General features: G+C 67.4%; 31 protein-coding genes. 18 read left to right on the top strand and 13 right to left on the bottom strand.

Annotation, left to right across the window (positions count from 1 at the left end):
- Positions 1-23 precede the first annotated feature (23 nt).
- The 3 genes from WDN01_15275 to dmeF all read left to right on the top strand — a co-directional run bounded on the left by WDN01_15275 (position 24) and on the right by dmeF (position 2,446).
- On the top strand, positions 24-683 hold the full coding sequence (locus WDN01_15275) for a peroxiredoxin (GenBank protein MEJ0027385.1): 660 nt from the start codon (positions 24-26) through the stop codon (positions 681-683).
- A 388-nt stretch (positions 684-1,071) separates the two neighbouring features.
- Positions 1,072-1,404, top strand: coding sequence for a hypothetical protein (locus WDN01_15270; GenBank protein ID MEJ0027384.1), 333 nt, complete (start codon positions 1,072-1,074; stop codon positions 1,402-1,404).
- 91 nt (positions 1,405-1,495) lie between these two features.
- Complete coding sequence (dmeF, locus tag WDN01_15265) at positions 1,496-2,446, top strand: CDF family Co(II)/Ni(II) efflux transporter DmeF (GenBank protein MEJ0027383.1); 951 nt, start codon at positions 1,496-1,498, stop codon at positions 2,444-2,446.
- A 39-nt stretch (positions 2,447-2,485) separates the two neighbouring features.
- Here dmeF and WDN01_15260 read toward each other — a convergent pair whose 3' ends face one another.
- Both WDN01_15260 and WDN01_15255 read right to left on the bottom strand, forming a co-directional pair.
- The gene (locus WDN01_15260; GenBank protein ID MEJ0027382.1) at positions 2,486-3,394 is read right to left on the bottom strand and encodes an alpha/beta hydrolase; all 909 of its coding nucleotides are present in this window, start codon (positions 3,392-3,394) and stop codon (positions 2,486-2,488) included.
- A 1-nt stretch (position 3,395) separates the two neighbouring features.
- Entirely contained in the window at positions 3,396-4,967 is a 1,572-nt protein-coding gene (locus tag WDN01_15255) for a Rieske (2Fe-2S) protein (protein ID MEJ0027381.1), read from the bottom strand.
- Between the two features lie 81 nt (positions 4,968-5,048).
- On the opposite strand from WDN01_15255, the gene WDN01_15250 reads away from it, so the two are divergent.
- From WDN01_15250 to WDN01_15215, 8 genes are all read left to right on the top strand, one after another.
- On the top strand, positions 5,049-5,705 hold the full coding sequence (locus tag WDN01_15250; GenBank protein ID MEJ0027380.1) for a metalloregulator ArsR/SmtB family transcription factor: 657 nt from the start codon (positions 5,049-5,051) through the stop codon (positions 5,703-5,705).
- A gap of 30 nt (positions 5,706-5,735) precedes the next feature.
- On the top strand, positions 5,736-6,023 hold the full coding sequence (locus tag WDN01_15245; protein ID MEJ0027379.1) for a helix-turn-helix domain-containing protein: 288 nt from the start codon (positions 5,736-5,738) through the stop codon (positions 6,021-6,023).
- 85 nt (positions 6,024-6,108) lie between these two features.
- Positions 6,109-6,858, top strand: a complete 750-nt coding sequence (locus tag WDN01_15240; protein ID MEJ0027378.1) for a glucose 1-dehydrogenase — start codon at positions 6,109-6,111, stop codon at positions 6,856-6,858.
- A gap of 56 nt (positions 6,859-6,914) precedes the next feature.
- Complete coding sequence (locus WDN01_15235; GenBank protein ID MEJ0027377.1) at positions 6,915-7,853, top strand: ATP-binding cassette domain-containing protein; 939 nt, start codon at positions 6,915-6,917, stop codon at positions 7,851-7,853.
- Entirely contained in the window at positions 7,850-9,148 is a 1,299-nt protein-coding gene (locus WDN01_15230; GenBank protein MEJ0027376.1) for an ABC transporter permease, read from the top strand. Before WDN01_15235 ends, WDN01_15230 begins: the two co-directional genes overlap by 4 nt.
- Before the next feature lie 100 nt (positions 9,149-9,248).
- Positions 9,249-10,163 carry an SDR family NAD(P)-dependent oxidoreductase gene (locus WDN01_15225; GenBank protein MEJ0027375.1) on the top strand — a complete coding sequence of 305 codons (915 nt, stop codon included), beginning with the start codon at positions 9,249-9,251 and terminating at the stop codon, positions 10,161-10,163.
- A complete protein-coding gene (locus WDN01_15220) occupies positions 10,160-11,089 on the top strand; it encodes an SDR family NAD(P)-dependent oxidoreductase (GenBank protein ID MEJ0027374.1) in 930 nt (309 codons plus the stop codon). Before WDN01_15225 ends, WDN01_15220 begins: the two co-directional genes overlap by 4 nt.
- Positions 11,090-11,120: 31 nt before the next feature.
- The gene (locus tag WDN01_15215) at positions 11,121-11,876 is read left to right on the top strand and encodes a glutathione S-transferase family protein (protein MEJ0027373.1); all 756 of its coding nucleotides are present in this window, start codon (positions 11,121-11,123) and stop codon (positions 11,874-11,876) included.
- On the opposite strand, the gene WDN01_15210 is transcribed toward WDN01_15215, so the two are convergent.
- Entirely contained in the window at positions 11,873-12,793 is a 921-nt protein-coding gene (locus tag WDN01_15210; GenBank protein MEJ0027372.1) for a LysR family transcriptional regulator, read from the bottom strand. The two genes, WDN01_15215 and WDN01_15210, sit on opposite strands and share 4 nt — an antisense overlap.
- Positions 12,794-12,865: 72 nt before the next feature.
- Between WDN01_15210 and WDN01_15205 the strand changes: the two genes are divergently transcribed.
- On the top strand, positions 12,866-13,813 hold the full coding sequence (locus WDN01_15205) for an NAD-dependent epimerase/dehydratase family protein (GenBank protein ID MEJ0027371.1): 948 nt from the start codon (positions 12,866-12,868) through the stop codon (positions 13,811-13,813).
- Here WDN01_15205 and WDN01_15200 read toward each other — a convergent pair.
- Positions 13,810-14,289, bottom strand: a complete 480-nt coding sequence (locus WDN01_15200; GenBank protein ID MEJ0027370.1) for a MarR family winged helix-turn-helix transcriptional regulator — start codon at positions 14,287-14,289, stop codon at positions 13,810-13,812. The genes WDN01_15205 and WDN01_15200 overlap by 4 nt on opposite strands.
- 121 nt (positions 14,290-14,410) lie before the next feature.
- Here WDN01_15200 and WDN01_15195 point away from each other — a divergent pair, with 121 nt between their 5' ends.
- The gene (locus tag WDN01_15195) at positions 14,411-15,955 is read left to right on the top strand and encodes an FAD-dependent oxidoreductase (GenBank protein MEJ0027369.1); all 1,545 of its coding nucleotides are present in this window, start codon (positions 14,411-14,413) and stop codon (positions 15,953-15,955) included.
- A 19-nt stretch (positions 15,956-15,974) separates the two neighbouring features.
- On the opposite strand, the gene WDN01_15190 is transcribed toward WDN01_15195, so the two are convergent.
- Entirely contained in the window at positions 15,975-16,559 is a 585-nt protein-coding gene (locus WDN01_15190; protein MEJ0027368.1) for an NUDIX domain-containing protein, read from the bottom strand.
- A gap of 186 nt (positions 16,560-16,745) precedes the next feature.
- Positions 16,746-16,958: a 30S ribosomal protein S21 gene (rpsU, locus tag WDN01_15185; protein ID MEJ0027367.1), complete on the bottom strand. Its 213-nt coding sequence runs from the start codon at positions 16,956-16,958 to the stop codon at positions 16,746-16,748.
- Between the two features lie 239 nt (positions 16,959-17,197).
- Between rpsU and def the strand changes: the two genes are divergently transcribed.
- Together def and WDN01_15175 are read left to right on the top strand one after the other, a co-directional pair.
- A complete protein-coding gene (def, locus tag WDN01_15180; protein ID MEJ0027366.1) occupies positions 17,198-17,746 on the top strand; it encodes a peptide deformylase in 549 nt (182 codons plus the stop codon).
- A 64-nt stretch (positions 17,747-17,810) separates the two neighbouring features.
- The gene (locus WDN01_15175) at positions 17,811-18,470 is read left to right on the top strand and encodes a COQ9 family protein (GenBank protein ID MEJ0027365.1); all 660 of its coding nucleotides are present in this window, start codon (positions 17,811-17,813) and stop codon (positions 18,468-18,470) included.
- A gap of 28 nt (positions 18,471-18,498) precedes the next feature.
- Here WDN01_15175 and WDN01_15170 read toward each other — a convergent pair whose 3' ends face one another.
- Entirely contained in the window at positions 18,499-19,509 is a 1,011-nt protein-coding gene (locus WDN01_15170) for an aspartate-semialdehyde dehydrogenase (GenBank protein ID MEJ0027364.1), read from the bottom strand.
- A 78-nt stretch (positions 19,510-19,587) separates the two neighbouring features.
- On the opposite strand from WDN01_15170, the gene WDN01_15165 reads away from it, so the two are divergent.
- Positions 19,588-20,348, top strand: a protein-coding gene (locus tag WDN01_15165) for an IS5 family transposase (GenBank protein MEJ0027363.1) whose coding sequence is annotated in 2 segments (ribosomal slippage) — positions 19,588-19,915 and positions 19,915-20,348 — 762 coding nt in all. Because the reading frame shifts where the segments join, the coding sequence is not laid out codon by codon here.
- A gap of 168 nt (positions 20,349-20,516) precedes the next feature.
- On the opposite strand, the gene WDN01_15160 is transcribed toward WDN01_15165, so the two are convergent.
- Positions 20,517-21,596: a 5-(carboxyamino)imidazole ribonucleotide synthase gene (locus tag WDN01_15160; GenBank protein ID MEJ0027362.1), complete on the bottom strand. Its 1,080-nt coding sequence runs from the start codon at positions 21,594-21,596 to the stop codon at positions 20,517-20,519.
- Between the two features lie 14 nt (positions 21,597-21,610).
- Positions 21,611-22,123, bottom strand: coding sequence for a 5-(carboxyamino)imidazole ribonucleotide mutase (gene purE / locus WDN01_15155; GenBank protein MEJ0027361.1), 513 nt, complete (start codon positions 22,121-22,123; stop codon positions 21,611-21,613).
- A 176-nt stretch (positions 22,124-22,299) separates the two neighbouring features.
- On the opposite strand from purE, the gene WDN01_15150 reads away from it, so the two are divergent.
- Positions 22,300-23,022, top strand: a complete 723-nt coding sequence (locus tag WDN01_15150) for a GGDEF domain-containing protein (GenBank protein MEJ0027360.1) — start codon at positions 22,300-22,302, stop codon at positions 23,020-23,022.
- Between the two features lie 167 nt (positions 23,023-23,189).
- Here WDN01_15150 and WDN01_15145 read toward each other — a convergent pair whose 3' ends face one another.
- Genes WDN01_15145 through WDN01_15135 form a run of 3 tightly spaced genes read right to left on the bottom strand, consistent with a single transcriptional unit; the run spans position 23,190 to position 25,095 of the window.
- Positions 23,190-24,233 (bottom strand): amidohydrolase family protein, encoded by a 1,044-nt coding sequence (locus WDN01_15145; protein MEJ0027359.1) that lies wholly within the window; start codon positions 24,231-24,233, stop codon positions 23,190-23,192.
- Positions 24,234-24,280: 47 nt separating this feature from the next.
- Positions 24,281-24,499: a DUF465 domain-containing protein gene (locus WDN01_15140; protein MEJ0027358.1), complete on the bottom strand. Its 219-nt coding sequence runs from the start codon at positions 24,497-24,499 to the stop codon at positions 24,281-24,283.
- Positions 24,496-25,095 carry a UbiX family flavin prenyltransferase gene (locus WDN01_15135; GenBank protein MEJ0027357.1) on the bottom strand — a complete coding sequence of 200 codons (600 nt, stop codon included), beginning with the start codon at positions 25,093-25,095 and terminating at the stop codon, positions 24,496-24,498. Before WDN01_15135 ends, WDN01_15140 begins: the two co-directional genes overlap by 4 nt.
- Before the next feature lie 98 nt (positions 25,096-25,193).
- Between WDN01_15135 and WDN01_15130 the strand changes: the two genes are divergently transcribed.
- Positions 25,194-25,367: a DUF465 domain-containing protein gene (locus WDN01_15130; GenBank protein ID MEJ0027356.1), complete on the top strand. Its 174-nt coding sequence runs from the start codon at positions 25,194-25,196 to the stop codon at positions 25,365-25,367.
- Positions 25,368-25,379: 12 nt separating this feature from the next.
- Here the strand turns inward: WDN01_15130 and WDN01_15125 are convergent, their stop codons facing one another.
- Positions 25,380-26,636 (bottom strand): TCR/Tet family MFS transporter, encoded by a 1,257-nt coding sequence (locus tag WDN01_15125; protein MEJ0027355.1) that lies wholly within the window; start codon positions 26,634-26,636, stop codon positions 25,380-25,382.
- Positions 26,637-26,755: the final 119 nt, after the last annotated feature.

Raw genomic sequence — 26,755 nt, 5'->3', positions numbered from 1 at the left:
TGGAACACTAGACGGAGGCTCCCATGTCCCTGCGCATCGGCGATACCGCGCCCGATTTCGACGCCGACACCACCGAAGGCCGGATCAACTTCCACACCTGGCTCGGGGATTCCTGGGGCGTGCTGTTCTCGCACCCGAAGGATTTCACGCCGGTGTGCACGACCGAGCTCGGCACCATGGCCAAGCTCAAGCCGGAATTCGACAAGCGCAACGTCAAGATCATCGGCCTGTCGGTCGATCCGGTCGACCGCCACGCGCAATGGGCCCAGGACATCGCCGATACCCAGGGCACCGCGCCCAATTATCCGATGATCGGCGACACCGATTTCAACGTCTCCAAGCTCTACAACATGCTGCCGGCGGAGATTTCGGGCGATCCGCTCAAGCGCACGCCGGCCGACAACCAGACGGTGCGCAACGTCTTCATCATCGGCCCGGACAAGAAGATCAAGCTCATCCTGGTCTATCCGATGACGGTGGGCCGCAATTTCGACGAGGTGCTGCGCGTCATCGACTCGCTGCAGCTCGGCGCCAGGCACCGGGTGGCGACGCCGGCGAACTGGAAGCCGGGCGAGGACGTCATCATCGCCGGCACCGTCACCAATGAGGAAGCCGAGAAGCTCTATCCCGGCGGCTGGAAGGCCCCGCGCCCCTATCTGCGCATCGTGCCCCAGCCGAAATAGCGGCGGACCGGTCCCCCTCTCTCCACCGGGAGAGAGGTGACACCGCCATCATCCATCCGATCTCGGCGCCCAATCCCCGCGTGGGCGAGCCTTTTTCGCGACCGGTCGCACCGTCCCACCGCGGCCTGTTTGTCTCGGCACCTCTCCCGATGGGAACAAGACTGGCCGCGATAATGCCGTTGTGCGCCGCAGCCATGCGCGCCTCGCATGCAGGAAATCCGCGCCGTTCATAAAAATTTTTCATCGTATAACATATTGAACAATATACGGATTTTCCATGTTTGCACTTTTCGCAATACGAATTGTTGCATCTGCGAAGAAAATATCCTTGAAATTGGATCGCCTGATACTAATCTTCTGAATGTTGAACCTTGAAGGAATTATTCACATGAACACGTCCCGCCTCCTGACCCTTTCCTTCGTCCTCGCGATCTCCGGCTTCAGCTCGGCCTACGCCCAGGCGCCCGCGCTGGCGGCCGGTACCTACAAGCTCGCCGTCGGCGCCAAGGCGCCCTGCGACCTGACCATCACCGCCGACGGCGCCATCACGCCGGCGGCCGATTGCGCCACCGGCACGACGCTCACCAAATGGGCGCCGACCGGCTCGGGCTATCAGCTCATCTCCGCCTCGGGCGAGACCTATGCGGTGCTGAAGCCGCATGGCGAGTCGCTCGAAGGCCAGACCTTCGCCGACCAGCGCAAAGTGGTCCTCAGCCACTAAACGAAGTTTCATCCTTCTCCGTTGGGAAAGGGGGCCGCATACCCAGTGCGGCCCTTTTTCTTTTGGCCGCGCGAAGGCGTATCCTTGGGCCATGGCGGTCCACGACCATCACGAGCACGGCATCTGGACGCATGACCACGTCTTCCTGGGCGCGGGCCATGCGCGGGCGGAGCGGCGTGCCCGGCTCGCCACGCTGATCACCGCCGCCTTCATGGCGGTCGAGATCGTCTGCGGCCTTCTCTTCGGTTCCATGGCGCTCCTCGCCGACGGCTTCCACATGGCGACCCATGTCGGCGCGCTCGGGCTCGCGGCCGGCGCCTATTGGCTGGCACGGCGTCATGCCAAGGACACCCGCTTCACCTTCGGCTCGGGCAAGTTCGGCGACCTCGCGGCCTTCGCCAGCGCCATCGTGCTCGGCCTGATCGCGCTGGGCGTGGCGTTCGAATCCGTGGCGCGTCTCGCGTCTCCCGTGCCGGTGAGCTATGGCGACGCGCTGGTCGTCGCCACGCTGGGCCTGCTGGTCAACATCGTCAGCGCCTTCATCCTGAAGGACGACGAACACGCCCATGAGCACGGCCATGCCCATCACCATCAGGACCATGCCGACAACAACATGCGCGCGGCCTATATCCACGTCTTGGCGGACGCCGCGACCTCGGTGCTCGCCATCGTCGCGCTGGCGGCGGGGCTGTTCTTCGGCGTCGCCTTCCTCGATCCCCTGGTGGGCGTGATCGGCGCCTTCGTCATCGCCTCATGGTCCTATGGCCTGATCCGCGACAGCGCGCTGGTCCTGCTCGACGCCGAAGACAGCCCGCATCTGGCGGCCGAGATCCGCGGCCATCTGGAGCAGGCGGAGGGCACGCGGGTCTGCGACCTGCATCTGTGGCGGCTCGGCCCCGGCCATCGCGGATTGATCGTCTCGCTGGTCAGCCCGGCGCCTACGGATTCGGAAGCGATCAAGACCGGCCTGCGCCGCCACTTCCCCGACTTAAGTCACGTCACGGTCGAGGTCGCGGTCTGCGCCGATTGCGGCGCGCCGTAGATCGTCTCGATCCTCGCCGCGGCGCAGAATCCATTCCTCTCAGCCTCCGCCGGCCAGGAAGCGCAGCATCTGCTGCGCGACCTCGGCGCGATGCAGCTTCCAGGCGCCGGTGTGATAGCCCCAGCGCCCCGCCGGCGCGTCGGGATCGCGCGAGATCCACAGCGTGACGTGCCGGTTCGCCGCCGCGAGGGCACGCGAGAATTCCGGCCGGCAGACCGGATCGCGGTCGTCCTGGATCAGCAGGATCGGAACGGCGAGCCGCTCGCCCTCTTTCAGCGCATCGCGCGCCTCGGTCGGATGGGCGAAGAACGTCTTGGCGCTCCAGGCGATCGGCGGCAGCAGGATCTGCGGCAGGCCGATATTGGCGTAGAGCGCGCCGAGCTCCACGCTGTCCGCGTCGAGCGCCGGATCGATCAGCATGAGGCCGGCGATGCGCCGGTCCTTCGTCGCGGCATAGATCGCGGTGGCGCCGCCCATGGAATCGGCGAGCAGGGTGATCTTCCGGCCCGGCGCCCGCTTCGCGACGTAGTCGACGGCGCCCAGCGCGTCGCGCGATTCCTCGATGCCGAGCGTGATCTGCCCGTCTGCCGTCGCGTCGGAGCGGCCATGGTTGCGCTGGTCGAAGGCGAGCACCGAATAGCCCTGGCCGACGAGGAAGGCCTGCATCTCCAGCCCGCCGGCATAGATATCGCGGCGATTGCCGTTGCCGCCATGCACGAAAATGACGACGCCCTTCGGATCGCGCGCCTCCATCCACCAGCCGCGCAGCGTCGGCCCGCCGCCCCGCGTGGGAAAGCTCACATCGGAAAAGCCGATGTCGAACGCCGCCGGCGTCGTGTCCGCCGGGATGCGCACCGCATGCACGACGACGGAGGGAAGATAGATCAGCCATGCGGCCAGCACGGCCAGCACGACGACGCCCGCAACGATGGCCGCCCCTTTGCGCATCTCATCCCTCCTTCGCGACGAAGTCGCGGGCCTGGGCGGCGAAGCGCAGGCCGTGATGCCGCTTCTGCGGCGTATGCAGCCAGCGGTTCATCGCCGCCGCCATCGCGTCGGCCCAGGGCGCACCCGGCGCCGCGGCCAGTTCGTCCTCGAACGCGAACAGCATCTTTACCCGGTGACAGGCGATGATCGGCTCGACGATGCCGTGATCGTAGAGGCCCGCCATCTCGTCGGCGATAAAGCGCTGCGTGTCGCCGACGCGCCAGCCATCGACCTCCTGCTGCGCCGTCACATAGGCCTTGTTGCGCCCGACGAAGAGCGCGAGCTGCAGCAGCGCCTTGGGCCACAGCGACGGCGCGCCGTCGCAGATGGACCGCGCGGCATTGGCGAAGGTGAGCGCATGCGTGAAGTCGAGCCAGCTCACATTGTCGGCGATGGCGTTGTCCGTCGCGCGGTCATGCGCGAGGTCGAAATGCAGCAGGTTCCAGGCGGCGGCGCCCAGCAGCGCGTCGTAGATTTCCCGCACCGGCCGACCCGACGAAGCCAGCGTCCGGCGCAGCGCGCCCTCGACCGAAAGGCCGAGGAAATCCTCGGCGCGCGCCGGCGCATCGCCCCTGCCGTCCCATTCCGCCAGCGCCTTGGCGTAACCGCGGAATTCCGGCAGCCGTTCCTCGCGCGTCGCCGTCACCAGCGAACGCACCAGCGCCAGCAGGATTGCAGCCTCGCTATCGGGTCCCAGTAGGTCGATCAGCTCCGCCGTCTTGCGCACATAGATCGCGCTGTGCCCGAAATCGGCGTAATGCGCCAGCGCCGCGCGGCCCAGCGCCGCACCGATGTCGCGCTTCGCCACGCCAAGCCAGAGCGCCCCGCGCATCAGCGCCACCGCTTCGGCTTCGTTCTCCGCCTCGATCGCCGCGACGAACGCCGCCGCGTTCCAGTCGCGCGCGTCTTCCGCATAGGGAAAGCGGTCCGCCCCCGGCGTATCCCAGGCCAGATGCGCGATGGGTTCGAGCGTGGCGGCCAACCGCGCGTCCTCGTTCTTCGCCCGCGCGGCGAGTTTCAACCAGTCCGCCGCCGCGGCATGGGCGTGCGTCGTGCCGTATTCCAGATGCGCATTGCGCGCCGCGATGGCATGGGTCAGCGCCAGCCGCGCGTCGAAACCCGCGCGCTCCAGCCGCGCCACCTCGCGCGCCATGCGTGGGCGGTCGTTGTCGCCGACCGCGTCGGCGAGGCCCTTCAGCGCGCGGTCCCTCTGCGCGTCCGCCGGCGGATCGGCGAGGTCGACGAAGATCTCGCCGCCGCGGATTTCGACATCATAGGTACGCACCGGATCGCGCCCGGCCAGCGCCGCGCCGGTCTTCAGGTCGAATTTCCAATTGTGCCAGTTGCAGGTCAGCGCGCAGTCGGCGCCGAGGCTGCCCTCGCTCAGGGGATAGCCCTCATGCGGGCAGCGATTGGCGATGGCGAAGACGCGTCCGCCGCTCGCGATCAGCAGGACCTGCTTGCCGTCCCGGCGGAACACCTTGCGGCCCGCCGCCGCCAGCGCGGCCTCGTCCAATCCCGTCGCGATGAACATGGCCGCCCTCTTTTCCAAAGCCACGACTTTAGGATATCCAGGACCTTGATTTACGCAAGTCCTGACTTTAGAAAATAACGCATGCCCGCCCCGCGCGATTCCGCAACCCTGCCCGCGACCGGCCGCGCCGCCGTGCTCGATCTGCTGAAGCGCGAAGGCCCGATTTCGGCGGACTCGCTGGCCGATCGGCTGGACATCACCGCGATGGCGGTGCGCCAGCATCTCTATGCCCTGGCTGGGGCGGGCAAGGCCGCGTTCGACGAACAGGCCCGCCCGCGCGGCCGTCCGGTGAAGCTGTGGCGCGCCACCGCTGCCGCCGACAGCCATTTCGCGGACAGCCATGCCGGCCTCGCCGCCGACCTGATCGTGCAGGTGCGCAAGGCATTCGGGGAGGAGGGGCTGGACCGCCTGCTCAAGCTGCGCAACGCCGACCTGGAAAAGGCCTATCGCGCCAGGACCGACAGGGCGACAACTCTGAAGGCCAAGCTCGACGCGCTGGCGAAGCTGCGCAGCGCCGAAGGCTATATGGCCGAGGTCCGCCGCGAGACGGAAACCGGCGAGTGGCTGTTCGTGGAGAACCATTGCCCGGTCTGCGCCGCCGCCCGGCTCTGCACGGGCCTTTGCCGCGAGGAGCTGGCGCTGTTCCACCGGGTGCTCGGCAAGGGCGTCAGGATCGAGCGCCTTTCCCACATCCTCGCCGGGGCCGGCCGCTGCGCCTACCGGGTGACGCCTCTTTAAGTCCGGGCGCCGTCCCATTACCTTCGTGTCATGGCCAAGGACATCAAGCTCACCGACAAGGACGTCGCGCGCATCGCCCGCGCGCTCGCCGAACCGCGCCGTTACCAGATCCTCAAGGAGATCGGCGCGTCCAAGACGCCTTACACCTGCGCCGAGCTGCGGGCGCGCCACAAGATCAGCGCCGCCACGCTGTCGCACCACATCAAGGAACTGGAGACCGCCGGCCTGGTGGACACCGCGCGCGACGGCAAGTTCATGAATCTCTCGCTCAACCGCGGCGTTCTTTCCGCCTATCTGGGCCAGCTCGGCGGAATCTGACGGGCCGCCCCGCGCCGGGCGCGCTCTTGATTTCGACAGTTCGACAATTATCTAACTGTCGAAGCGAAACCAGAGGGTGACCCCCATGAGCAGATTGCAAGGTAAAACCGCCGTCGTGACCGGCGCCTCCAAGGGCATCGGCGCCGGCATCGCCCGGGCGCTGGCCGCCGAAGGCGCGTCCGTCGTCGTCAACTATGCCGGCGACCGCGTTGGGGCCGACAAGGTCGCCGCCGATATCGTGGCGAAGGGCGGCAAGGCGATCGTGGTGCAGGGCGACGTCGCCGTCGCATCGGATGTGAAGCGTCTCTTCCGCGAGACGCGCCAGGCGTTCGGCGCGCCGGACATCCTGGTCAACAATGCCGGCATCTTCAGATTCATGCCGCTCGAGGACCTCACGGAAGACGAGTTCCACCGCCAGTTCAACGTCAACGTCCTGGGCACGGTGCTCGCGAGCCAGGAAGCCGCCAAGAATTTCGGCAACAAGGGCGGCAGCATCATCAATCTGAGCTCCGTCGTATCGGTCAATCCGCCGCCCGGCAGCACGATCTATTCGGCGACCAAGGCCGCGGTCGACAACGTCACGCTGAGCCTCGCCGCCGAGCTCGGCCCGCGCGGCATCCGCGTCAACGCCATCGCGCCGGGCCCGGTCGACACCGAAGGCTTCAACACCGCCGGGTTCGCGGGCAGCGATTTCGAGAAGGCGGCCGTGGCCAGGACCCCGCTCGGCCGCGTCGGCCAGGCGCGCGACATCGCGGCCGTCGCGGTGTTCCTCGCCTCCGACGAATCCGGCTGGCTCACCGGCGAACGGTTGCAGGCGTCCGGCGGTCTGCGCTAGACGCCTTTCCCTCCCGCTGCAGGTTTCCCCCTCCCTTGCAGCGGGAGGATCGCCTAATGTCCGGGGGCATGACCGCGCCCATCGTCGAGCTTTCCCACGTCACCAAGCGCTTCGGCGACTTCACCGCCGTGCGCGATCTGTCGTTCAGCCTCGCCAAGGGCTCGATCCTGGGCTTCCTCGGCCCCAACGGCGCGGGCAAGACGACGACGCTGCGGATGATGCTGGGCATCTTCCCGGCGGACGAGGGAACCGTCCGGGTGCTCGGCCAGGACGTCGCGCTGGTGCGCGAGCGCATCGGCTATCTCCCCGAAGAGCGCGGCCTCTACCGGCGCATGCGCGCCGACGCCGCCATCGCCTATATCGCGACGCTGAAGGGCATGACCGGCGCCGCCGCGCTCGCCCGCGCCCGCGCGCTGCTCGCCGATTTCGGCCTGGGCGATTTCGCCCAGGTGCGGATCGAGGGCCTGTCCAAGGGCATGGCGCAGAAGGTCCAGGTCCTGGCCGCGATCGCGCACGATCCCGAATTCGTCATCCTGGACGAGCCGTTCAGCGGCCTCGATCCCGTCAACCAGAGCGAGCTCGAAGCCTTCATCCGCCGCCTCGCGGGCGAGGGCAAGACGATCCTGTTCTCGACGCATACGATGCAGCATGCCGAGCGGCTGTGCGACCGGCTGATCGTGCTCGCCAAGGGCCGCAAGGTCTTCGAGGGCACGCTGGACGAGGCGCGCGGCCTCCTGCCCCGCCGCGCCCGCATCGGCGCCGATGCCGATCTCAGCTTTCTGAGCGCGGTGCCCGGCGTCGAACGCGCGACGCCGCCGTCGCCGGGCCAGCCCTGGTGGACGCTCGACCTCAAGGAGGGCGATGACGGCCGCGCCCTGCTCGCCGCCTGTTTCGCGCGCGCCGTGCCGCTGACCCATTTCGACGTCGCGCCGCCCGGCCTGCACGAGGTCTTCGTCAGCCTCGTCGGTCCGCATCCGCAGAGCGAGGCGGCATGAGGCACACCTTCCTCATCGCCCGCCAGGAATTCGTCAAATACGTCACGCGGCGCGGCTTCCTCATCTCGATCCTGATGTTCCCGCTGTGGATCATGGTGGTGATCTTCGTGCCGCAACTGACGGGCGGGGGCGCCTCCGGCCCCGCGCCGCACACCTTCACGGTCGTCGACCGCACGGGCGGCACCTATCGCGATGCCGTCGTCGCGGCGCTGGCGCGCTGGAACAAGGCGCACGGGCCGGCCTGGGTCTACACGCCGGCACCGGACTATCTGCGCACGGCAAGCGATACGCATTTCGCGCATGCGGTGCGCGCGCTGTTCGGCGACGAGGCGAGGGACCGGGGCGCGCGGGTCGACACCGTCCTCCTGGTGCCGGCGGATTTCGGCCGGGATGACCACGCCCAGATTTGGACGCGGGACGACGGCCAGAACGGCCGCTTCCGCGCCTTCCTGACCGGCGCCTTGACCGCGCAATTGCAGATCGAGGCAATCCACCGCCTGGCGCCGCAATTGAACGATCCCGCGATCCTCGATGTTTCGGTCGATTTGCAGTCGCGAAATCCGGAGCGCGCGGCGCCGGTGGATTCCATCGTCGCCTCGTCTGTCCCTATCGCGCTCGCCATCATCCTGTTCGTCGTCTCGGTGATGAATTCCTCGGTCCTGCTGCAGGGCGTGGTCGAGGAGAAATCGACCCGCATGATCGAGGTGCTGCTGTCCTGCGCCACGCCGCGCGAGATCACCTCCGGCAAGCTGATCGGCGTCATCGCGGTCGCGCTGACGACGCTCCTGATATGGGCCCTGGTCCTGTTCGCGCTGATGGCGCTGGCGAGCCACGGCACGGTGACGACGGTCCTCGCCTCGCTGAAGGCGATCGCCGGAATCGACACGCTGCCCTTCCTGCTGGTCTTCTTCCTCTGCGGGCTTCTGATCTACGGCTCGCTGTTCCTTGCCATCGGCTCCATGGCGTCGAGCCTGGCCGACGCGCAGTCCCTGCTCGGGCCCGCCATGCTGATCCTGATGCTGCCCAATGTGATGATCGCGGGCGTCATGCACGATCCCAACGGCGCCTTCGCGACGGCGCTGACCTGGATACCGATCTACACGCCGTTCTTCATGATGCTGCGCATCGCCTCGCACCCGCCGGCCTGGCAGCTCTGGGGCGCGGTGGCGCTGGCCCTCGCGACCACCGTGCTGATGGTGCTGTGGACCGGCCGGGTCTTTGCCACGCACGTGCTCACGACGGAGCGGCCGCCGGCGCTCGGCGCGCTGCTGCGCGGCTTGTTGCGGCGCACCTGACCGCGAGTTCGCCTATCGGACATAACTGGTTCGCCCCGGCGATGGCGGCCCCCGACGCGATCTTGCAGGATCGCGCCCGAGAACATTCGGGGAGACGGAAGTGAAGGACTTCAAGGATCAGATCGCCTTCATCACCGGCGGCGCCTCGGGCGCCGGCTTCGGCCAGGCGACGGTGTTCGGCCGCGCCGGCGCGAGGATCGTGATCGCCGATGTGCGCGCGCCGGCGGTCGAGAAGGCGCTGGCCGATCTCAAGGCGGACGGCGTCGCGGCGCACGGCATCGTGCTCGACATCACCGACCGCGCCGCCTATGCGAAGGCCGCCGACGAAGTCGAGAAGGTGTTCGGCGGCCCGCCGACGCTGCTCTTCAACACCGCCGGCGTGAACAGCTTCGGGCCGGTCGAGAATTCGACCTATGACGATTTCGACTGGCTGATCGGCGTCAATCTCGGCGGCGTGATCAACGGCATGGTCACCTTCGTGCCGCGCATGATCAAGGCCGGCAAGCCGGCGCATATCGTGACCGTCTCGTCCCTCGGCGGATTGCAGGGCAGCGCGCTGGCGGCGCCCTATTCCGCGGCCAAGGCGGCGGTGATCAACCTGATGGAAGGCTACCGCATGTCGCTGGAGAAATACGGCATCGGCGTCTCGGTGCTGTGCCCGGCCAACATCAAGTCGAACATCGCCGAGGCTGTGCGCATCCGACCGGCCAAATACGCCAAGTCCGGCTATGTCGAGGACGAGGAATCGATCGCCTCGCTGCACTCGATCTACATCCACGGCATGGAGCCGGTCGAGCTCGCCGGCCACGTCAAGCGCGCCATCGAGGCGAACCGGCTCTACATCATTCCCTATCCGGAGGCGAAGGAGGGCCTGAAGAAGCATTTCGACGCCATCCTCGACTCGGTGCTGCCGATGGAGGCCGATCCCGAAGGCGCGAAAAAGCGCGTCGCGGCGCTGCAGGCCTGGGCCGCCGACCGCGCGCGGGTGTTCAACAAGGAGCAGGGCAAGTCATGAAAGACGTCAGCGGCAAGACCGCCTTCATCACCGGCGGCGCGAGCGGCATGGGCCTCGGCATGGCGACGGTGTTCGCAAAGGCCGGGATGAAAGTCGTGATCGCCGACGTGCGCGAGGCCGCCCTCGCCGAGGCGATGAAGACATTCGACAACACCAACCTCGCGGTGCAGCCGGTCCTGCTCGACGTCACCGACCGCGCCCGCTGGGTCGCGGCCGCCGACGAAGCCGAGCGGCATTTCGGCAAGGTCCATGTGCTGACGCTCAATGCCGGCGTCGGCGTGCTCGGCCCGATGCAGGCGGCGACCTACAAGGATTGGGACTTCAACCTCTCGGTCAATATCGGCGGCGTGGCCAACGGCCTCGTCACCTTCCTGCCGCGCATGCTGGCGCATGGCGAGGAAGGCCATGTTGTTACGACCTCCTCTACCGGCGGTTTCTCCGCGGTCGGCGGGGCGGGGCTCTACTGCACGTCCAAGTTCGCGGTGGCCGGCATGATGGAATCGCTCGCCACCGACCTGAAGGGCACGAAGATCGGCGCCTCGGTGTTCTTTCCGGGTCCGGTGCAGACCAGCCTCGGCATGACGACGCATGAAGTGCGGCCGGCCCATCTGCAGAACGAAGCCGTCGCGACGAACATCCCCGGCCAGCGCGATCCCCGCCCCGGTCCCGGCTACGACACCAGCCTGTTCATGACGACGGAGGAAGTCGGCAAGCGCGTGCTGCGCGGCATCCTGCGGAACGATCTCTTCATCATGAGCCATCCGGAATTCAAGGGCGGCATCGTCGCGCGCAACGAGGCGCTCCTGCGCGCCATACCGGACGAGACACCCAACGTCGCCCGCGCCGCGCTGGTCAAGCAGTTCGGCTCGCTGATGTACAACCCGATCTACGACACCCAGACCAAGGTCCCGGCCGAGGATTTCTGATCCCGCCGCAAGACCATACAGGAGACCACCCATGCTCACGCTTTACAGCTTCGGCCCCGGCGCCAATTCCCTGAAGCCCATGCTGGCGCTCTACGAGAAGGGCCTGCCGTTCACGCCGCGCTTCCTCAATCCGGCGGCGTTCGAGCATCACGAGGACTGGTACAAAAAGATCAATCCGCGCGGCCAGGTGCCCGCGCTCGACCACGACGGCAAGATCGTCACCGAGTCGACGGTGATCTGCGAATATCTCGAAGACGTCTTCCCGAACGACAAGCCGCTGCGCCCGAAGGACCCCTACGTCGTCGCGCAGATGCGCATCTGGACCAAATGGGTCGACGAATATTTCTGCTGGTGCGTCTCGACCATCGGCTGGGAGCGGATGGTCAGCGGCATGGCGCGCGCCCTCTCCGACGAGGAGTTCGAGGCGAAGGTCCGGCGCATCCCGATCCCCGAGCAGCAGACCAAATGGCGCAACGCCCGCGCCGGCTTCCCCAAGGAGGTGCTGGAGGAGGAGATGCGCAAGATCCGCGTCTCCATCGCGCGGCTGGAGGAACGCCTGAGCGAGAGCCCCTGGCTGGCCGGCCCCGACTACACGCTGGCCGACATCTGCAACTTCGCCATCGCCAACGGCATGGAGCGCGGCTTCGCCGACATCGTGAACCCGAAGGCGACGCCGCATCTGATGGACTGGCTCGCCCGCATCAACGCGCGGCCCGCCGCGAAGGAGATGTTCGCCAAGGCCCAGCGCGAGAACCTCGCCCCACCCCCCAAAGCCGCGACGGCTTAGCGTTTCATGGCCGCCGACGCGACGTCGCGCACCAGGGCGCGGAACCAGGCGTAGAACGAATCCGCGCCGCGGATATGCGAGCAGACCAGCGTCGTCTCGATCCGCGTCTCGCCCAGCGGTGCGTCGCGCAGCACCAGGCCGAGGCTGGCGGCGAAGCGCCGCGCCAGCGCGGCCGAAAGGGTCGTCACCATGTCCGTCGCCGCCACCGCCGCCAGCGCGCCGATGAAATGCGGCGTCACCAGCGCGATGTGCCGCGAGACGCCCGCCGCCGCCAGCAGCGCGTCGATCTCCGACTGGCCGTCGCCGACCAGCGCGACGCCGACATGCTTGTACTTCGCATAGTCGCGAATCGACCATCTGCGCTTCGCGGCGGGATGGCCCCGCCGCATCACCAGCACCACCTTGTCCTCCGCGATCGTCTCGCTGGAGATGCCGGGCGGCAGCGGCGTGGAGGACAGGGCGAAGGCGAAATCCAGCGCGCCGGTGTCGAGCCGGTCGTAGACGCCGGGCCGATAGGGCTCGACCCGCAGGTCGACGCCGGGCGCCTCGGCCGCGAGCCGCGCCATCACCCCGGGCAGGATCAGGATCGTATGCGAATCCGCGGCGGCCAGCCTCACCGTCCGCCGTTCGACGCCCGGATCGAAGGTCTTCTTGCGATACACGCCGCGCAGATGCGCGATGGCCTCGGCCAGGACCGGCTGGATCTCCTTCGCCCGCGGCGTCAGCACATAGCCGCTGCGCGTGCGCACCAGCAAGGGATCGCCGTGCAGGTCGCGCAGGCGCGACAGGGCGCGGCTCATCGCCGGCTGGCTCAAGCCCGCCTCCGCCGCGGCGCGCGTGACGTTGCGGTGGCGCAAGAGCGCGTCGAGCGCCGGCACCAGGTTGAGATCGAGCCCTGCAATATTCACTTCACGCATGGTGACGATCATAAACATGCATTTGTGATATGCCAAATGCGCTCCTAGCTTGCCGGGCAAAGGAGAACGCCAATGACGCATTCGACAATCGTACTGGGCTTCGGCGCCGTGGGCCGCGCCGTGACCGAGGCGCTTCTGGCACGCGGCGACGCCGTCTGCATCGCGCAGCGCAAGCGGCCCGCCGATCTTCCGCCGGACGCGACGTTCCGCGCCTGCGACGTGCTCGATGCGGGCTCGGTCCGCCGCGCGGTCGAGGGCGCCGACCGGGTCGTGCTCTGCGTCGGCTTCGCCTACGACTCGAAGCTGTGGCGCAAGGTCTGGCCGAAGACGATGACCAACGTCGTCGACGCCTGCGCCGCGACCGGCGCGCGCGTCGTCTTCCTCGACAATCTCTATCAGTTGGGGCCGCAGACCGCGCCGCGCCGCGAGGACATGCCGCTGACGGCGCAGGGCGCCAAGCCCGCGATCCTCTCCGAGGTGACGCGGATCTGGGCGGCGGCGTCGGTGTCGGGGCGCGTCCGCCTCGCCGCCCTGCGCGCCACGGATTTCTATGGCCCCGGCGTGCCGGTGTCGCATGTCGGCGCGAACGGCCTGGGCGCGCTCGCCCAGGGCCGGCCGGCCTTCCTGCTGGCGCCACCGGACACGCCGCACGACTTCGCCTATGTGCCCGACATCGCGCGCGCCATCGTCACGCTGCTGGACGCGCCGGACGATGCCTACGGACAGGTCTGGAACATGCCCTGCGCACCGACCACCACGCCGCGCGCGATCCTGCAGCTCGGCGCCGATACGCTCGGGGTGAAGCTGCGGCTGCGGGCGATTCCGCAACGCCTGTGGCCGGTGCTGGGCCTTTTCTCCAAATTCCTGCGCGAGGTCGCGGATGTCGGCTTCACCTGGGACCGCCCCTATGCGGTCGATGCGACGAAGTTCAAGACGCGCTTCTGGTCGGACGTGACGCCCTACGCGGTCGGCGTGCCCGCGACCGCGCGCTGGTTCGCCGGGCAGCGGACTGCCGGCTAGTCCGGCGCAGCGTCCTTGTTTCCCAAGCCCGCCAGGTCGTCGACGAAGCGGCGCATCAGCCGCACGAGGCTGTCGAAGTCCCGCGCGCTCCAGCGCGCCAGCACCGGCGCGGCGACGCGCTGGCGCGCGGCGGCCAGTGCATCCGTCATCTTCCGGCCGTGCCGGGTGAGCACGGCCGCGTGCACGCGGGCGTCGTCCTTGGCGGCGCGCCGCTCGACCAGGCCCAGCGCGACCAGCTTGGCGACCTGACGGCTGACCGTGGTGTGATCGCGCCCCGCCCGATCGGCCAGGTCGACCACGCCGATCGGCCCGAACCGCTCGATGGCCGAGAGCAGCGGAAAGAGCGCGCGGTCGAGCGAAAGGCCGGCCTCCTTCAGCAGGAATTCGTCGCGCTGCGGCTCGTTCATCAGGGCGACGAGGTCGATCATGGCGGCGTGCAGATCGCGGATCTGCGACGCCTTGCGGTCTTTCGGCATGGCGGTGTCCGCCCGGGGCTGCGCTGGACCCTTATCCTATTCCGTGCATTTTGCACATACTCCTTGACCCCGCGCCGCCGCCGCCGCATTATGTGCATAATACACACAATCGGAGGTCGCCATGGCCAAGGACGTTTCGACCGAAGTCCTGATCTGCGGCGCCGGCGCCGCCGGCCTCACGCTGGCCGTCGATCTGGCGCGTCGCGGCATCGCGTTCCGCCTGATCGAGAAGTCGGCCGCGCCCTTCGCGGGCTCGCGCGGCAAGGGCATCCAGCCGCGCAGCCAGGAGGTGTTCGAGGATCTCGGCATCGTCGACCGCATCGTCGCCGCGGGCGGCTTCTATCCGCCGCAGCGCGCCTATCGTCCCGACGGCAGTTTCGAGGATTCGGTGGTGGTCGAGCTCGGCGAGCCCACGCCGGCCGAGCCTTATCAGATTCCGCTGATGGTGCCGCAATTCCTGACCGAGGCCGTGCTGCGCGAGCGCCTGGCGGAGCTGGGCCATCGCGTGGAATTCGGAACCGAACTCGTCGCCTTCAAGCCGGACGGCGATGCCGTTACGGCCACGCTGTCCGGCGGAAAAGGAAAACGGACGGTCCGCACGCGTTATCTCGTCGGCGCCGACGGCGGGCGCAGTTTCGTCCGCCATGCCCTGGGCATCGACTTTCCCGGCCAGACGCTCGGCGTCCGCGCCATCGTGGCGGACATTCATATCGATGGCCTCGGCCGGGACGCCTGGCATCGCTGGGGCGAGGGCTCGCAGGACCAGATCTCCCTGTGTCCGCTTGCGGGAACGGACATGTTCCAGCTCCAGGGACCCATTCCGCTCGAAGGCGATATCGATCTCACCGCGCAGGGCCTGACCGCGCTGCTCGCCCGGCGCACCGGACGCAGCGATCTCGTCGTCCGCGCGGTGTCGTGGGCTTCGGCCTTCGCGATGAATGCACGCCTGGCCGCCCGCTACCGCGCCGGTCGCGTCTTCCTGGCGGGCGACGCCGCGCATATCCATCCGCCGACGGGCGGGCAGGGGCTGAACACCAGCGTGCAGGACGCCTACAATCTCGGCTGGAAGCTCGGCGCGGTGCTGCGCGGCGCGCCGGACGCGCTGCTGGACAGCTATGAGGAAGAGCGCCGGCCCGTCGCGGCGCAGATGCTCGGCCTGGCGACCGGATTGCTCGAAGCGGCCAAGCAGGGCTCGATGCGGCGCGGCCGCGAAGTCCACCAGCTCGACATCGGCTATCCGCAATCGTCCCTTGTGCTGGAGAAGCCGGCGCGCCAAGGCGGCGTGCTTGCCGGCGACCGGGCGCCCGACGCGCAGATGCGCGGCGCCGCGGGATTGCCCGTGCGCCTGTTCGAACTGTTCCGCGGCCCGCACTGGACGCTGCTCGGCTACGGCGTGGAGCGCCTCTCCGCCATCAGCCCGCGTCGCGGCCTGCGCATCCACGCGGTCGGCCCGCGCGGCGACATCGCCGACGACCGGGACCAGTTCCGCGCGGCTTACGGCGTCGCGCCAGGCGATTGGGTGCTGGTGCGGCCGGACGGCTATATCGGCGCCATCGTCTCTTCGGACCATATGGACGCGCTCGAGGCTTTCCTTGCCGGTGTCGGCCTCGCCCGCGAAGACCTGCCCGCCGCGCGCCGCCGCTGGTTCGGTTTCGGAAAGGCGTGACGGGCCGGAAATCGGCGCCCTATCCGAACACCGTCTTCTCCGCCCATTGCAGCAGCAGCACCGTCTTGGCATCGCAGATGCGGCCGTCCGCCACCATCGCCATCGCCTCGTCGAACGGCAGCTCGAGCACCTCGATGTCCTCGCCTTCCTCCGCGATGCCGCCGCCCGCGCCCGCCTTGGCTTTCGCGTCATAGGCGGCGGCGAAGAAATACAGCTTCTCCGTCACCGAGCCGGGGCTCATGAACAGCTCGAACACCTTCTCCACGTCGCGCACGCGATAGCCGGTCTCCTCCTCGGTCTCGGCGCGGATGCGGTCTTCCGGCGAGGCGTCGTCCAGAAGGCCGGCGGCCGCCTCGATCATCATCTCGCGATAGCCGTTCAGGAAGGCCGGCAGGCGGAACTGGCGCGTCAGCACCACCGTCCGCCGCGCCTTGTCGTGGAGCAGGATCGTGGCGCCGTTGCCGCGGTCATAGGCCTCGCGCGTGCTGCGCTGCCAGGTGCCATCGGCGCGCCGCAGCGAAAAGGTGACCTTGCGCAGGACGTACCAATTGTCGGAGAGGACCGTAACGTCCTCGATGCGGACGCGGTCGGAAATATCGGTCATGGTCCCATTCCGTGCTTTGACGTACCCACTATCGTCATTGCCCGGCTTGTCCGGGCAATCCATTTTCTTCGTTGTTGAAAAAAATGGGTCGCCCGCCTTCGCGGGCGATGACGGATTTGGGAGAGCCGACAAAAAAGCCGCCGGACGGAACCGGCGGCTTTTTCCAATTCGTCTCCCGGACGCGGCTCAGCGCGGCAGAAGGCCCTCGCGCTGCAGGCGCTTGCGCTGCAGCTTGCGATAGCGGCGGATCGCCTCGGCCCGCTCGCGGGCACGCTTCTCGCTCGGCTTCTCGTAATGGCCCCGAAGCTTCATCTCGCGGAAGATGCCCTCGCGCTGCATCTTCTTCTTCAGCGCCTTCAGCGCCTGGTCGATGTTGTTGTCGCGAACGATGATCTGCAAATTCCGCTCCTTAAGGCCCGTTTTGGGAGGCGCGGGTGATATCAGAAGGCCCCAGGCCTGTCCACCGCGCTTGCGCGACTTTGCGCCAATTCCTATATGTTCCACGGGTGTCGGATCGGCCCGCCGGCCCGGCCGCCCGCGCTTCGAACCTCTCCAGACGGAAGGCGGCGGGGGAGGGGGACCCCCCCCTCGATTTTTTTGAGGTTCGAATGCCGGAAAATGTAAGTGATTGAAATATAATGGCAATCCTGAAGATCGCCCGCATGGGCCATCCCGTCCTCGCCCAGATCGCCCAGCCGGTCGCCAACCCCGGCGCGCCGGAAATCCGCCGCCTGGTCGCCGACATGATCGAGACCATGATCGACGCCAACGGCGCCGGCCTCGCCGCGCCCCAGGTGCATGTGCCCCTGCGCGTGGTGGTGTTCCAGGCGCCCGACGGACGCAGCGATCCGGGCCTCTCGGAAGCCGAGCGCTTCGACCACACCGCGCCCCTGACCGTGCTGATCAATCCCCAGATCGAGATCGTGGGGGCGGAGGTCGAGGGCGGCTGGGAAGGCTGCCTCTCCGTCCCGGGCCTGCGCGGCTATGTCGAGCGGCCGTTCCACATCCGCTATCGCGGCTTCGATCTCGAGGGCCGCGTGGTGTCGCGCACCGCCAAGGGCTTCCACGCCCGCGTCGTCCAGCACGAATGCGATCATCTCGACGGGCGGCTCTATCCCAGCCGCATGACCGATCTGGGCAAGCTGATCTTCGAGAGCGAAGCGAAACATTGGGCGTCGGGCGGCTGACGCCGCTGCTGACTTTTGCCCGCGAGGCGCCGATACTCACGGCGCCCTTTTTTCGAAGGCCGCCATGGCGCCGCGCAAGAAGCCGCTCGACGATGCCGCCCTGAAGGCCAAGGTGCTGGACGCGGCGCTGCCGCATGTCGTGTTCGACGGCTTCTCCGACACGGCGCTGGGGCGCGCGGCGAAGGAGGCGGGCGTCGCGAAGGACAAGCTGGCGCAGCTTTTCCCCCAAGGCCCGCTCAGCCTGGTCGAGGCGTTCTCGCAAAGCGCCGATGCCGCGATGGAAAAACATCTCGCCGCGATGGATCCGACGGCGATGAAGATCCGCGCCCGCATCGCCGCCGCCGTGATGGCCAGGATCGAGGCGGTGCGCCCCCACAAGGAAGCCGCGCGGCGCGCCGCCGCCTTCCTGACGCTGCCGCCGCACGCGGCGCTGGGCGCGAATCTGGTCTGGCGCACGGCGGATGCGATGTGGCGCGCCGCCGGCGACAGGTCGACGGATTTCAACTTCTATACCAAGCGCACCATCCTGGCCGGGGTCTACACCGCGACCATGATGCGCTGGTTCACCGACACCAGCGCCGACGAGAGCGAGACCGCGAAATTCCTCGCCGACCGCATCGAGAACGTGATGGCCTTCGAGAAATTCAAGGCGCAGGCGAAAGACGCCCTGAGCCGGCTTCCCTCGCTTGCGGATATTTTGGGCGGCCTGAACGCCCGGCGTTGAATCTACCCTCCCCTTGAGGGAGGGTCGGTCAAATCAAATACTCCGCGATCTGCACCGCGTTCAGCGCCGCGCCTTTGAGAAGCTGGTCGCCGGCGACGAACATCGCGATGGAATGCCCCGTAGGATCGCTCAGATCCGTGCGGATGCGTCCGACCAGGATGTCGCCCTGGCCGGAAGCGTCGATCGGCATCGGGAAATAATTCTTCGCCCGGTCATCGACGATCCGCACGCCCGGCGCGTCCGACAGGATCGCCCGCACCGCGTCCTCGCTGATCGGGTTCTCGCATTCGAAGGTGATGGCTTCGCTGTGGGCGCGCAACACCGGTACGCGCACGCAGGTCACGCCGATGGCGATGCGATCGTCCTCGAAGATCTTCTTCGTCTCTTTGATGACCTTGGTCTCTTCGTCGTTGTAGCCGGTGTCGGGATCGATCGCCGTGTTGTGGTTGAACACGTTGAAGGCATAGGGATGCGGCAGCACGTTGGGCGCGAAGGGCTTGCCGTCCAGATAGGCGCGGGTCGAATCCACCAGCTCCTGCATTGCCGCGGCGCCGGCGCCGCTCGCCGCCTGATAGGTCGACAGGATCATGCGCTTGATGCGGTTCTTGCGATGGATCGGCCACAGCGGCACCAGCGCGGTGATCGCCGAGCAGTTCGGATTGGCGATGATGCCCTTGTGCTCCGCGATGCGGCGGGCATTGATCTCCGGGATCACCAGCGGCACGTCCGGGTCCATCCGGAAGGCCGAGGAATTGTCGACCACCACCGCGCCGGCCTTCACCGCCACCGGCGCGTATTTGCGCGAGATGCCGCCGCCGGCCGAGAACAGGGCGATGTCGACGCCCTCGAACGAAGTCTCCGTCAGCTCTTCCACGACGATCGTCTCGCCGCGGACGTCGAGCGTCCTGCCCGCCGACCGCGCGCTGGCCAGCGCCTTCAGCCTCCCCACCGGGAAGTTGCGCGCCTGAAGGCAGCCGACGAATTCGGCGCCGACCGCGCCGGTGGCGCCGACGATGGCAACGGTGGGATTCTTCTTCATTAGGGCCGAAACCCAAAAAAGTCATTGTCGGTTGAATCGGTTGATGATTCCGTTGCTTCGTGATTCGGAGGCATTGGGATGCGGAACAACCTGTTTTGGCTGAGCGACGAGCAATGGCTTCGGATCGAGCCGCACTTGCCGACGGACGTGCGCGGCAAAGATCGTGTGGACGACCGTCGCGTAATCAGCGGCATCCTACATGTCTTGAAGAGCGGCTGCCGGTGGTGCGACTGCCCGCCGGAATACGGCCCCCATACGACAATCTACAATCGCTTCGTGCGCTGGGCCGAGCGCGGCATCTGGGAGCGGCTGTTCCGCAAATTGGCGGAGCGCGGACGATCCACCGATACCCAGATGATCGACTCGACGCATGTCAAAGCCCACCGCTCGGCATCGGGCGCAAAAAGGGGGAGCTTAAGCAGGCGATCGGCCGCTCGCGCGGCGGGCGAAACACGAAAATCCACGCAATCGCAGATGCTAAGGGCCGTCTTCTTTCCATCCTCCTGACCGGCGGCCAGGCGCACGATTGCCCGCCGGCCCAGCGTCTCATCCGCCGAAGCAAGATCGCCAAGAAGCTGCTCGGCGACAAAGCCTACGACAGCGAAGAACTGCGATTATGGCTGACGGCGCGCGGCACCAAGCCCGTCGTGCCCAACAGATCGAACCGCAAGCAGCCCTTCAGCTTCGACAGAAAATCCTACAAGCAGCGACACAAGATCGAGAACGCCTTCTGCCGCCTCAAGGACTTCAGGCGCATCGCCACACGCTACGACAGGCTCGCCAGAAACTTCCTAGCCTCCGTATGCCTCGTCGCTGCTATCGTGTGGTGGACTTTATGAGTCTGGACCCTAGTCTCTCCAAACAAAAAGCCCCGCTTTCGGCGGGGCTCCGGATCAGGCGATGCGTGGGGACGTTACGCGCGCGCAAGCTCCGAAGCCGTTGCCGGCTTCGTCGTCTTCGTCTCGCGCTTCGGCGTCGTTTTCATGGCGGCGGACCCTATGGGGCGTTCAGCGCTTCGTCAACGGGCGGAGCGCGGTGAAGTGCCCCATCTTGCGCCCCGGTCGCGCCTCGCCCTTGCCGTAGAGGTGCAGCGCGCCGGCCCGCCGGGCATAGCTCTCCCAGGCGTCGGCCTCGGCGCCGATGATGTTCTCCATCACCGCATCGGCGTGACGGGCCGGATCGCCCAGCGGCCAGCCGCAGACGGCGCGGATATGCTGCTCGAACTGGCTGACGGCGCAGGCCTCGATGGTCCAGTGTCCGGAATTGTGCACCCGGGGCGCGATCTCGTTGACCAGCAGCGATCCGTCCTTCAGCACGAACAATTCCACCGCCAGCACGCCGATATAGTCGAGCGCATCGGCGATCTTCCGCGCGATGGCCTTCGCCGCCTCGCCCTGGTCCGCGCTCAGCCGCCCCGGCACCGTCGACCGCCTGAGGATGTGGTGCTCGTGCAGGTTCTCCGGCGGATCGTAGGCGGCGAAGGCGCCGTCCCGTCCCCGCGCCGCCACGACCGAAGCTTCGAAGGCGAAGTCGATGAACGCCTCCATGATCGACGGCGCGTTCTTGAAATCGGCGAAGGCGGCCGCCGCGTCGTCGGCCTTGCCGGGCTTGGCCTGGCCCTTGCCGTCATAGCCGAAGCGGCGCGTCTTCAGCACGGCGCGCGCGCCGAACGCGCCGAACAGGTCGCGGGCGTCACCGGCGGAGTTCACCGCCGCGAAGCGCGCCGTGGAAAGGCCGAGTGCCTGGATGAAGCTCTTCTCCTCGAAGCGGTCCTGGGTCAGGCGAAGGGCGCGCGCATTCGGGCTGGCCGGCACGACGGCCGCGATGCGATCGATGGTCGCCGCCGGCACGTTCTCGAACTCGAAGGTGACGGCGTCGCAGGCGGAGGCGAAATCCGCGACCGCTTCGAGGTCCTCGAATTTCCCCACCCTATGCGCGTCGCACACCTGCGAGGCCGGCGATTTCGGGTCGTCGCAGAACACATGCGTTCGCAGCCCCAGCCGCGCCGCCGCCAGCGCCAGCATCCGGCCGAGCTGCCCGCCGCCGAGAATCCCGACCGTGCCGCCCGGAGGAACGGGCGCTTTCAATGTCCGGATCGCGCTCATTTGTCGGAGGGCGCTTTCGCGACCGCATGGGTCTGCTTCGCCCGCCAGGCGGCGAGGCGCTTGGCCAACGTCTTGTCCGACAGCGCCAGGATCGCCGCGGCGTGCAGCGCGGCGTTCTTCGCGCCCGCTTCGCCGATGGCGAAGGTTGCGACCGGCACGCCGCCCGGCATCTGGACGATGGAGAGAAGGCTGTCCAAACCTTTCAGCGCCCGGGACTCGACCGGCACGCCCAGAACCGGAAGCGTCGTCATGGAGGCCGTCATGCCCGGCAGATGCGCCGCCCCGCCGGCGCCGGCGATGATGACTTTCAGGCCGCGCCCCGCCGCCCGCTTGGCATAGGCGCTCATCCGGTCCGGCGTGCGGTGGGCCGAGACGATCCGGCTCTCATGCGCCACGCCCAGGCCGGTCAGGATCTCGGATGCGGGTTTCAGCGTCGGCCAGTCCGACTGGCTTCCCATGATCAGGCCCACCAGAGGGTTCGGGCTTCGCGGTTTGGTTGTCCGGGGCATGCTTCCCTTGCGGCGTGGACCGGCAAATCACCGGGAAGCGGCGGAGTATAGGGCGGGAAACCTTCAGGAAAAGAGGCCGTTTGCCAGTCGTTTACCTTTTGGTCGGGTTCATAAAGGAATTGTTAAAGCCATCTTAGTATTGTTTTTGCCGCCAGAATGGCCGAATGGGGTCGATCATGAAGATCGAGCGGACGGGATCAACCAGGAGTGCGCGGTCTGTCGGCGCCGCAGCCTATGCGCGCCAGGCCGCCGTCGCCGAGCCGGTAAGCGCCGCCACCATCGGCGCAACCGCCAGTGTGCTCGGCATTCCGGAGAGCGAATTCACCCCGCGCGTGCGCGACGCCATCGTCACGCTGATGGGCGAGGTCGACAATCTGCGCCGCGAGCTCGCCGCGACCATGGCCCGCCTCGACGAGGCGGAGAAGAACGCCGACCAGGACCATCTGGTGCCGCCGCTGCTCAACCGCCGCGCCTTCGTGCGCGAGCTGACGCGCTACATCGCCTTCGCCGGCCGCTACGGCACGTCGGCAAGCCTGATCTATTTCGACCTGAACGGCTTCAAGGCGATCAACGATTCGAACGGCCATGCCGGCGGCGACGCGGTGCTCAAGAATTTCGCTTCCGTGCTCGCCGGCAATGTCCGCGACAGCGACTGCGTCGGCCGTCTCGGTGGCGACGAGTTCGGCGTGCTGCTCAGCCATGCCGACCAGGAGCAGGCGCACAAGAAGGCCGACATCCTGGCGGAGCGGCTGCGGGCATCGCCGACCAAGTGGAACGGCCAGTCGATCCCGATCAGCTTCGCCTATGGCGCCTTCGAGCTGAAAGCCGGCGACGACGCCGACATGGCCATGGCCCGCGCCGACGAGGCGATGTACGCGCATAAGAGAAGCGCGCGCTGATCAGTCGTTGTTAATGCCCAAGCCAAAATAAGGTTGTCATGGCCCACGAATGCGGGCCACCCAGATGACGCCTGCGCCGCTCAAGCGTCACCTGGGCCGCGGCATTCGCGGCGGATGAAAAGGTGGGATGGATTTCCACTTCGCGACGAGCGCTGCCGATCGTCCCGTCACCCCAGCGGCGGCAGGCGGAAGACGTGCTCGGCGTTGGTCTGCATCAGCATGCGCTTGTGCTCGGCCGATATGTCGAGCGCGTCATAGGTCGCGACCTCCTCCGCCGACACCTGATAGGGATAATCCATCGCATAGAGAACGCGGTCGGGACCCAGCACCTCCTGGCAGAACTTGATCGCCGGCGCCCAGGCGACGCCGCTGGTGGTGATCCAGATATTGTTGCGGAAATAGTGCGAGACCTTGTGCTTCAGCTTCACCGTCGGCTGCCCGCCGCGCAGGCCCGGCCGCCCATCGGCATTGGATTGCATCCAGTCGAAGCGATAGAGCAAAAGCGGCATCGCCTCGCCCGCATGGCCGATCACCAGCCTGAGCTTGGGATGGCGGTCGAAGGCGCCGGAGAAGATCAGCCCCATCGTGTGCATCCACACCTCGTGGGAAAAGCCCGCGAGGGCGCCGGTGAAGCTGCGGAATTCGTACGGATGCACCCACTTGGCCGGCGGGCTGGTCGGGTGGATGTAGAGCGCGGCATCGAAATGCTCCAGCGCTTCGAGGATCGGTTCGAAGGCCGGCTCGTCGAGATAATGGCCTTGGGTGTGCGAATTGAGCACCGCGCCGTTGAGGGCGAGCCGGGTCATGCCGCGCTCGATCTCAGCGACCGCGCCTTTGACATCCTGGGCTGCGAAGGCGGCGAGGCCCGAGAACCGGTCGGGATATTTCCGGCAGGCGTCCGCCAGCCGGTCGTTCGACAGGGCGGCCAGTTCGGTGCCTTCGCGCGGGTTCAGCACCTGCACGCCCGGCGCGGTCAGGAGCAGAAGCTGGCGGTCGATGCCCAGTTCGTCCATGCGCCGGATGCGGCCTTCGCCGATATCGCAGAGCTGCTCCTGCAGCGCCGGGAAAGAGGCGAACATCGCACCCATGCGCAGCGACGGATCGTCGGGCGGGCAGGGGCCGTGCAGCAATTCGAGCTGGGCCTTGGGAATCTCCGGAATGCTCCAGGCTTCCTCGGTGGCGATGCGCTTGAAGTCTCTTTGGCCGCTCACGATGCCTCCTCCCGATTCGATCTTCCCCAACCGGAACGGCGGCGGCCCTACGCGATGATGTCAGGCAGCAGCCGGTCGTTGATCTTCGCGATCTCGTCCTTGAGCTGAAGCTTGCGCTTCTTCAGCCGCGTCAATTGAAGCTGGTCGCGCCCGCCGGCCTCGGACAGCGCGGCGATGGCGTTGTCGAGATCGCGGTGCTCCTGGCTGAGCTCCGCCAGCTTGGCCCTGAGCGCGACTTCGTCGGGTCGTGTGACCTGGTTGTTCATCGCGTCTTCGGCGCCCCGTTCCAGCGCTTATGCGCCGGCCAATCATAGCCCAGGAGGTCGAGAGCGCGGCCGACGATCTGGTCGACGAAATCCGAAATCCGGTGCGGCTCGTCATAGAAGGCCGGCACCGGCGGCAGCACGATGGCGCCCATCTCGGCGAGCTGCGCCAGCGTCCGCAGATGTCCCGCATGCAGCGGCGTCTCGCGCACCATCAGGATCAGCGGCCGGCGCTCCTTCAGCGTGACGTCGGCGGCGCGCGTCAGAAGGCCGGTCGTCACGCCGGTGGCGATCTCCGACCAGCTGCGGACGGAGCAGGGCGCCACGATCATCCCCCTGGTCTTGAAGGTGCCCGACGCGATCGGCGCGCCGATATCGCCGGGCGCATAGGCATGGGTGGCCTTGGCAGCGACCGCCTTGGGCTTCAGCCCGGTCTCCAGCGCGATCGTCAGCGCGGCCGCCTTGGTGACGACGAGGTGGGACTCGATCTTCAGTTCCGCCAGCGCGTCCAGCAGCCGGATGCCATAGGCGACGCCGGAGGCGCCGCTGATGCCGACCACAAGTCTTTCTTTTTTCAGGGTTTCCGCAACCTTGGCCATGGGGGTCGGTTTACAGAAAGTGGGTCGTGGGCGGAAGAGGGCGTGACAGCCCTGGCCGACAGTGATCTACTTCCGAAGCCTAAGAGAGAGGTGCACGCATGGCACTGCAAGGGCATATCCAGGAATTGTCCGAAAAACATAAGCGACTCGAAGAACGCATCCACGACGAGATGGCCCATCCCGACTGGGACCAGGTCGCGGTCGCGGCGCTCAAGAAAGAAAAGCTCCGAATAAAAGACGAGCTCGAACGCCTCCGAAACAGCGTTCACTAAGACCCTCACGTCTCACGTCCGACCCGCCGCGACCGGCCGCGCCACAAGGCGGGGCTGCATCGCCGCGAACACGGCCAGCGCGCCGAGCTCGAACAGCGCCGCGGCGGCGAAGGACGCGCCCGGGAAATAAACCGGCGCGCGGCCGCTGGTGAACCAGCCGAACAGGTTCGTCAGCAGCAGCGGCGCGACGATGGAGGTGATGCTGCCCGCGCTCGCCAGTGCGCCCATCAATTCGCCCTGCTCGTTCGCCGGCACGCTCCGCGACATGATCGCATTCAGCGCCGGCCCGCCGACGCCGCCCAGCGCCCACACCGCCATCCAGGCATAGATCATCCAGGGCTGGCTCGAGACCGCATAGCCGGCATAGCCGAGGCCCGTGAAGAACAGCCCGACATAGACCGCGCGCGTCTCGCCGATGCGCGGCACGATCAGCCGGGGCAGCACGCCGAAGGAGAACGCGGTCAGCGCGCCCACCGCCATCAGCGAATAGCCGACCTCAGCGGCCGTCCAGTGGAAGCGCAGCATCGTGTAGAAAGTCCAGGTCGACGGCAGGGCGTCATGCGCCAGCCGCATCAGCACCGTCACGCCGAGAAGTCCGACGATCATGGGAAAGCGGCGCAGGGCACGCAGCGCGCCGGCCGGGTGGGCGCACCGGATCTCGAATTTGCGCCGGTGCTCGACGGGCAGCGATTCCTTCAGCACGACGAGGCCGAACAGCGCGTTGGCCAGCGCGAAACCCGCGGCAACGAAGAACGGCGCCCGCGCCCCCCAATGGTCGCCGATGATCCCGCCGATCGCGGGGCCGACCACGAAGCCGATGCCGAAGGCGGCGCCGGTCAACCCGAAATTCGCCGCGCGCTTTTCCGGCGGCGAGACGTCGGCGATATAGGCGTTGACGGTGGGATAGGCGGCGCCCGCGATCCCCGACAGGAAGCGGCCGACGAACAGCCAGGCGATGGTCGGCGCCCAGCCGGTGATCGCATAGTCGACCGCCAGCGCGACCAGCGAGACGATCAGCACCGGCCTGCGCCCGAACCGGTCGCTCAGATTGCCGATCGCCGGCGCGCAGAGGAACTGCATCAGCGCGTAGACGAACATCAGCCAGCCGCCCCAGCCGGCGGCGCCGCTCAAATCCTCGCCGGTGAGTTGCTTGATGATCGCCGGCGTCACCGGCAGGATGATGCCCAGCCCGATCGTGTCGATCAGCATGGTCGCGAAGATGAAGGCCAGCGCGTATCGGCTGGCCAATGGCCGTGTGTCGTCGGTCATGCGCCTCCCCTGCCCACGCACCCTAGAATCCCGCGGGGCCGCGGTCACCGTCGCAACCCGCTGCGCCAACGCTCGTTCTATGTTTGTTCCGAGACGGCCCGGAGTCAAGCACGCGAAGG

Origin of the sequence: Rhizomicrobium sp. (genome assembly GCA_037200985.1) — a bacterium.
Taxonomy (GTDB): Bacteria; Pseudomonadota; Alphaproteobacteria; order Micropepsales; family Micropepsaceae; genus Rhizomicrobium.
The sequence above is the reverse complement of the archived record's forward strand: the minus strand, read 5'-3'. Positions and strand labels throughout refer to the sequence as shown.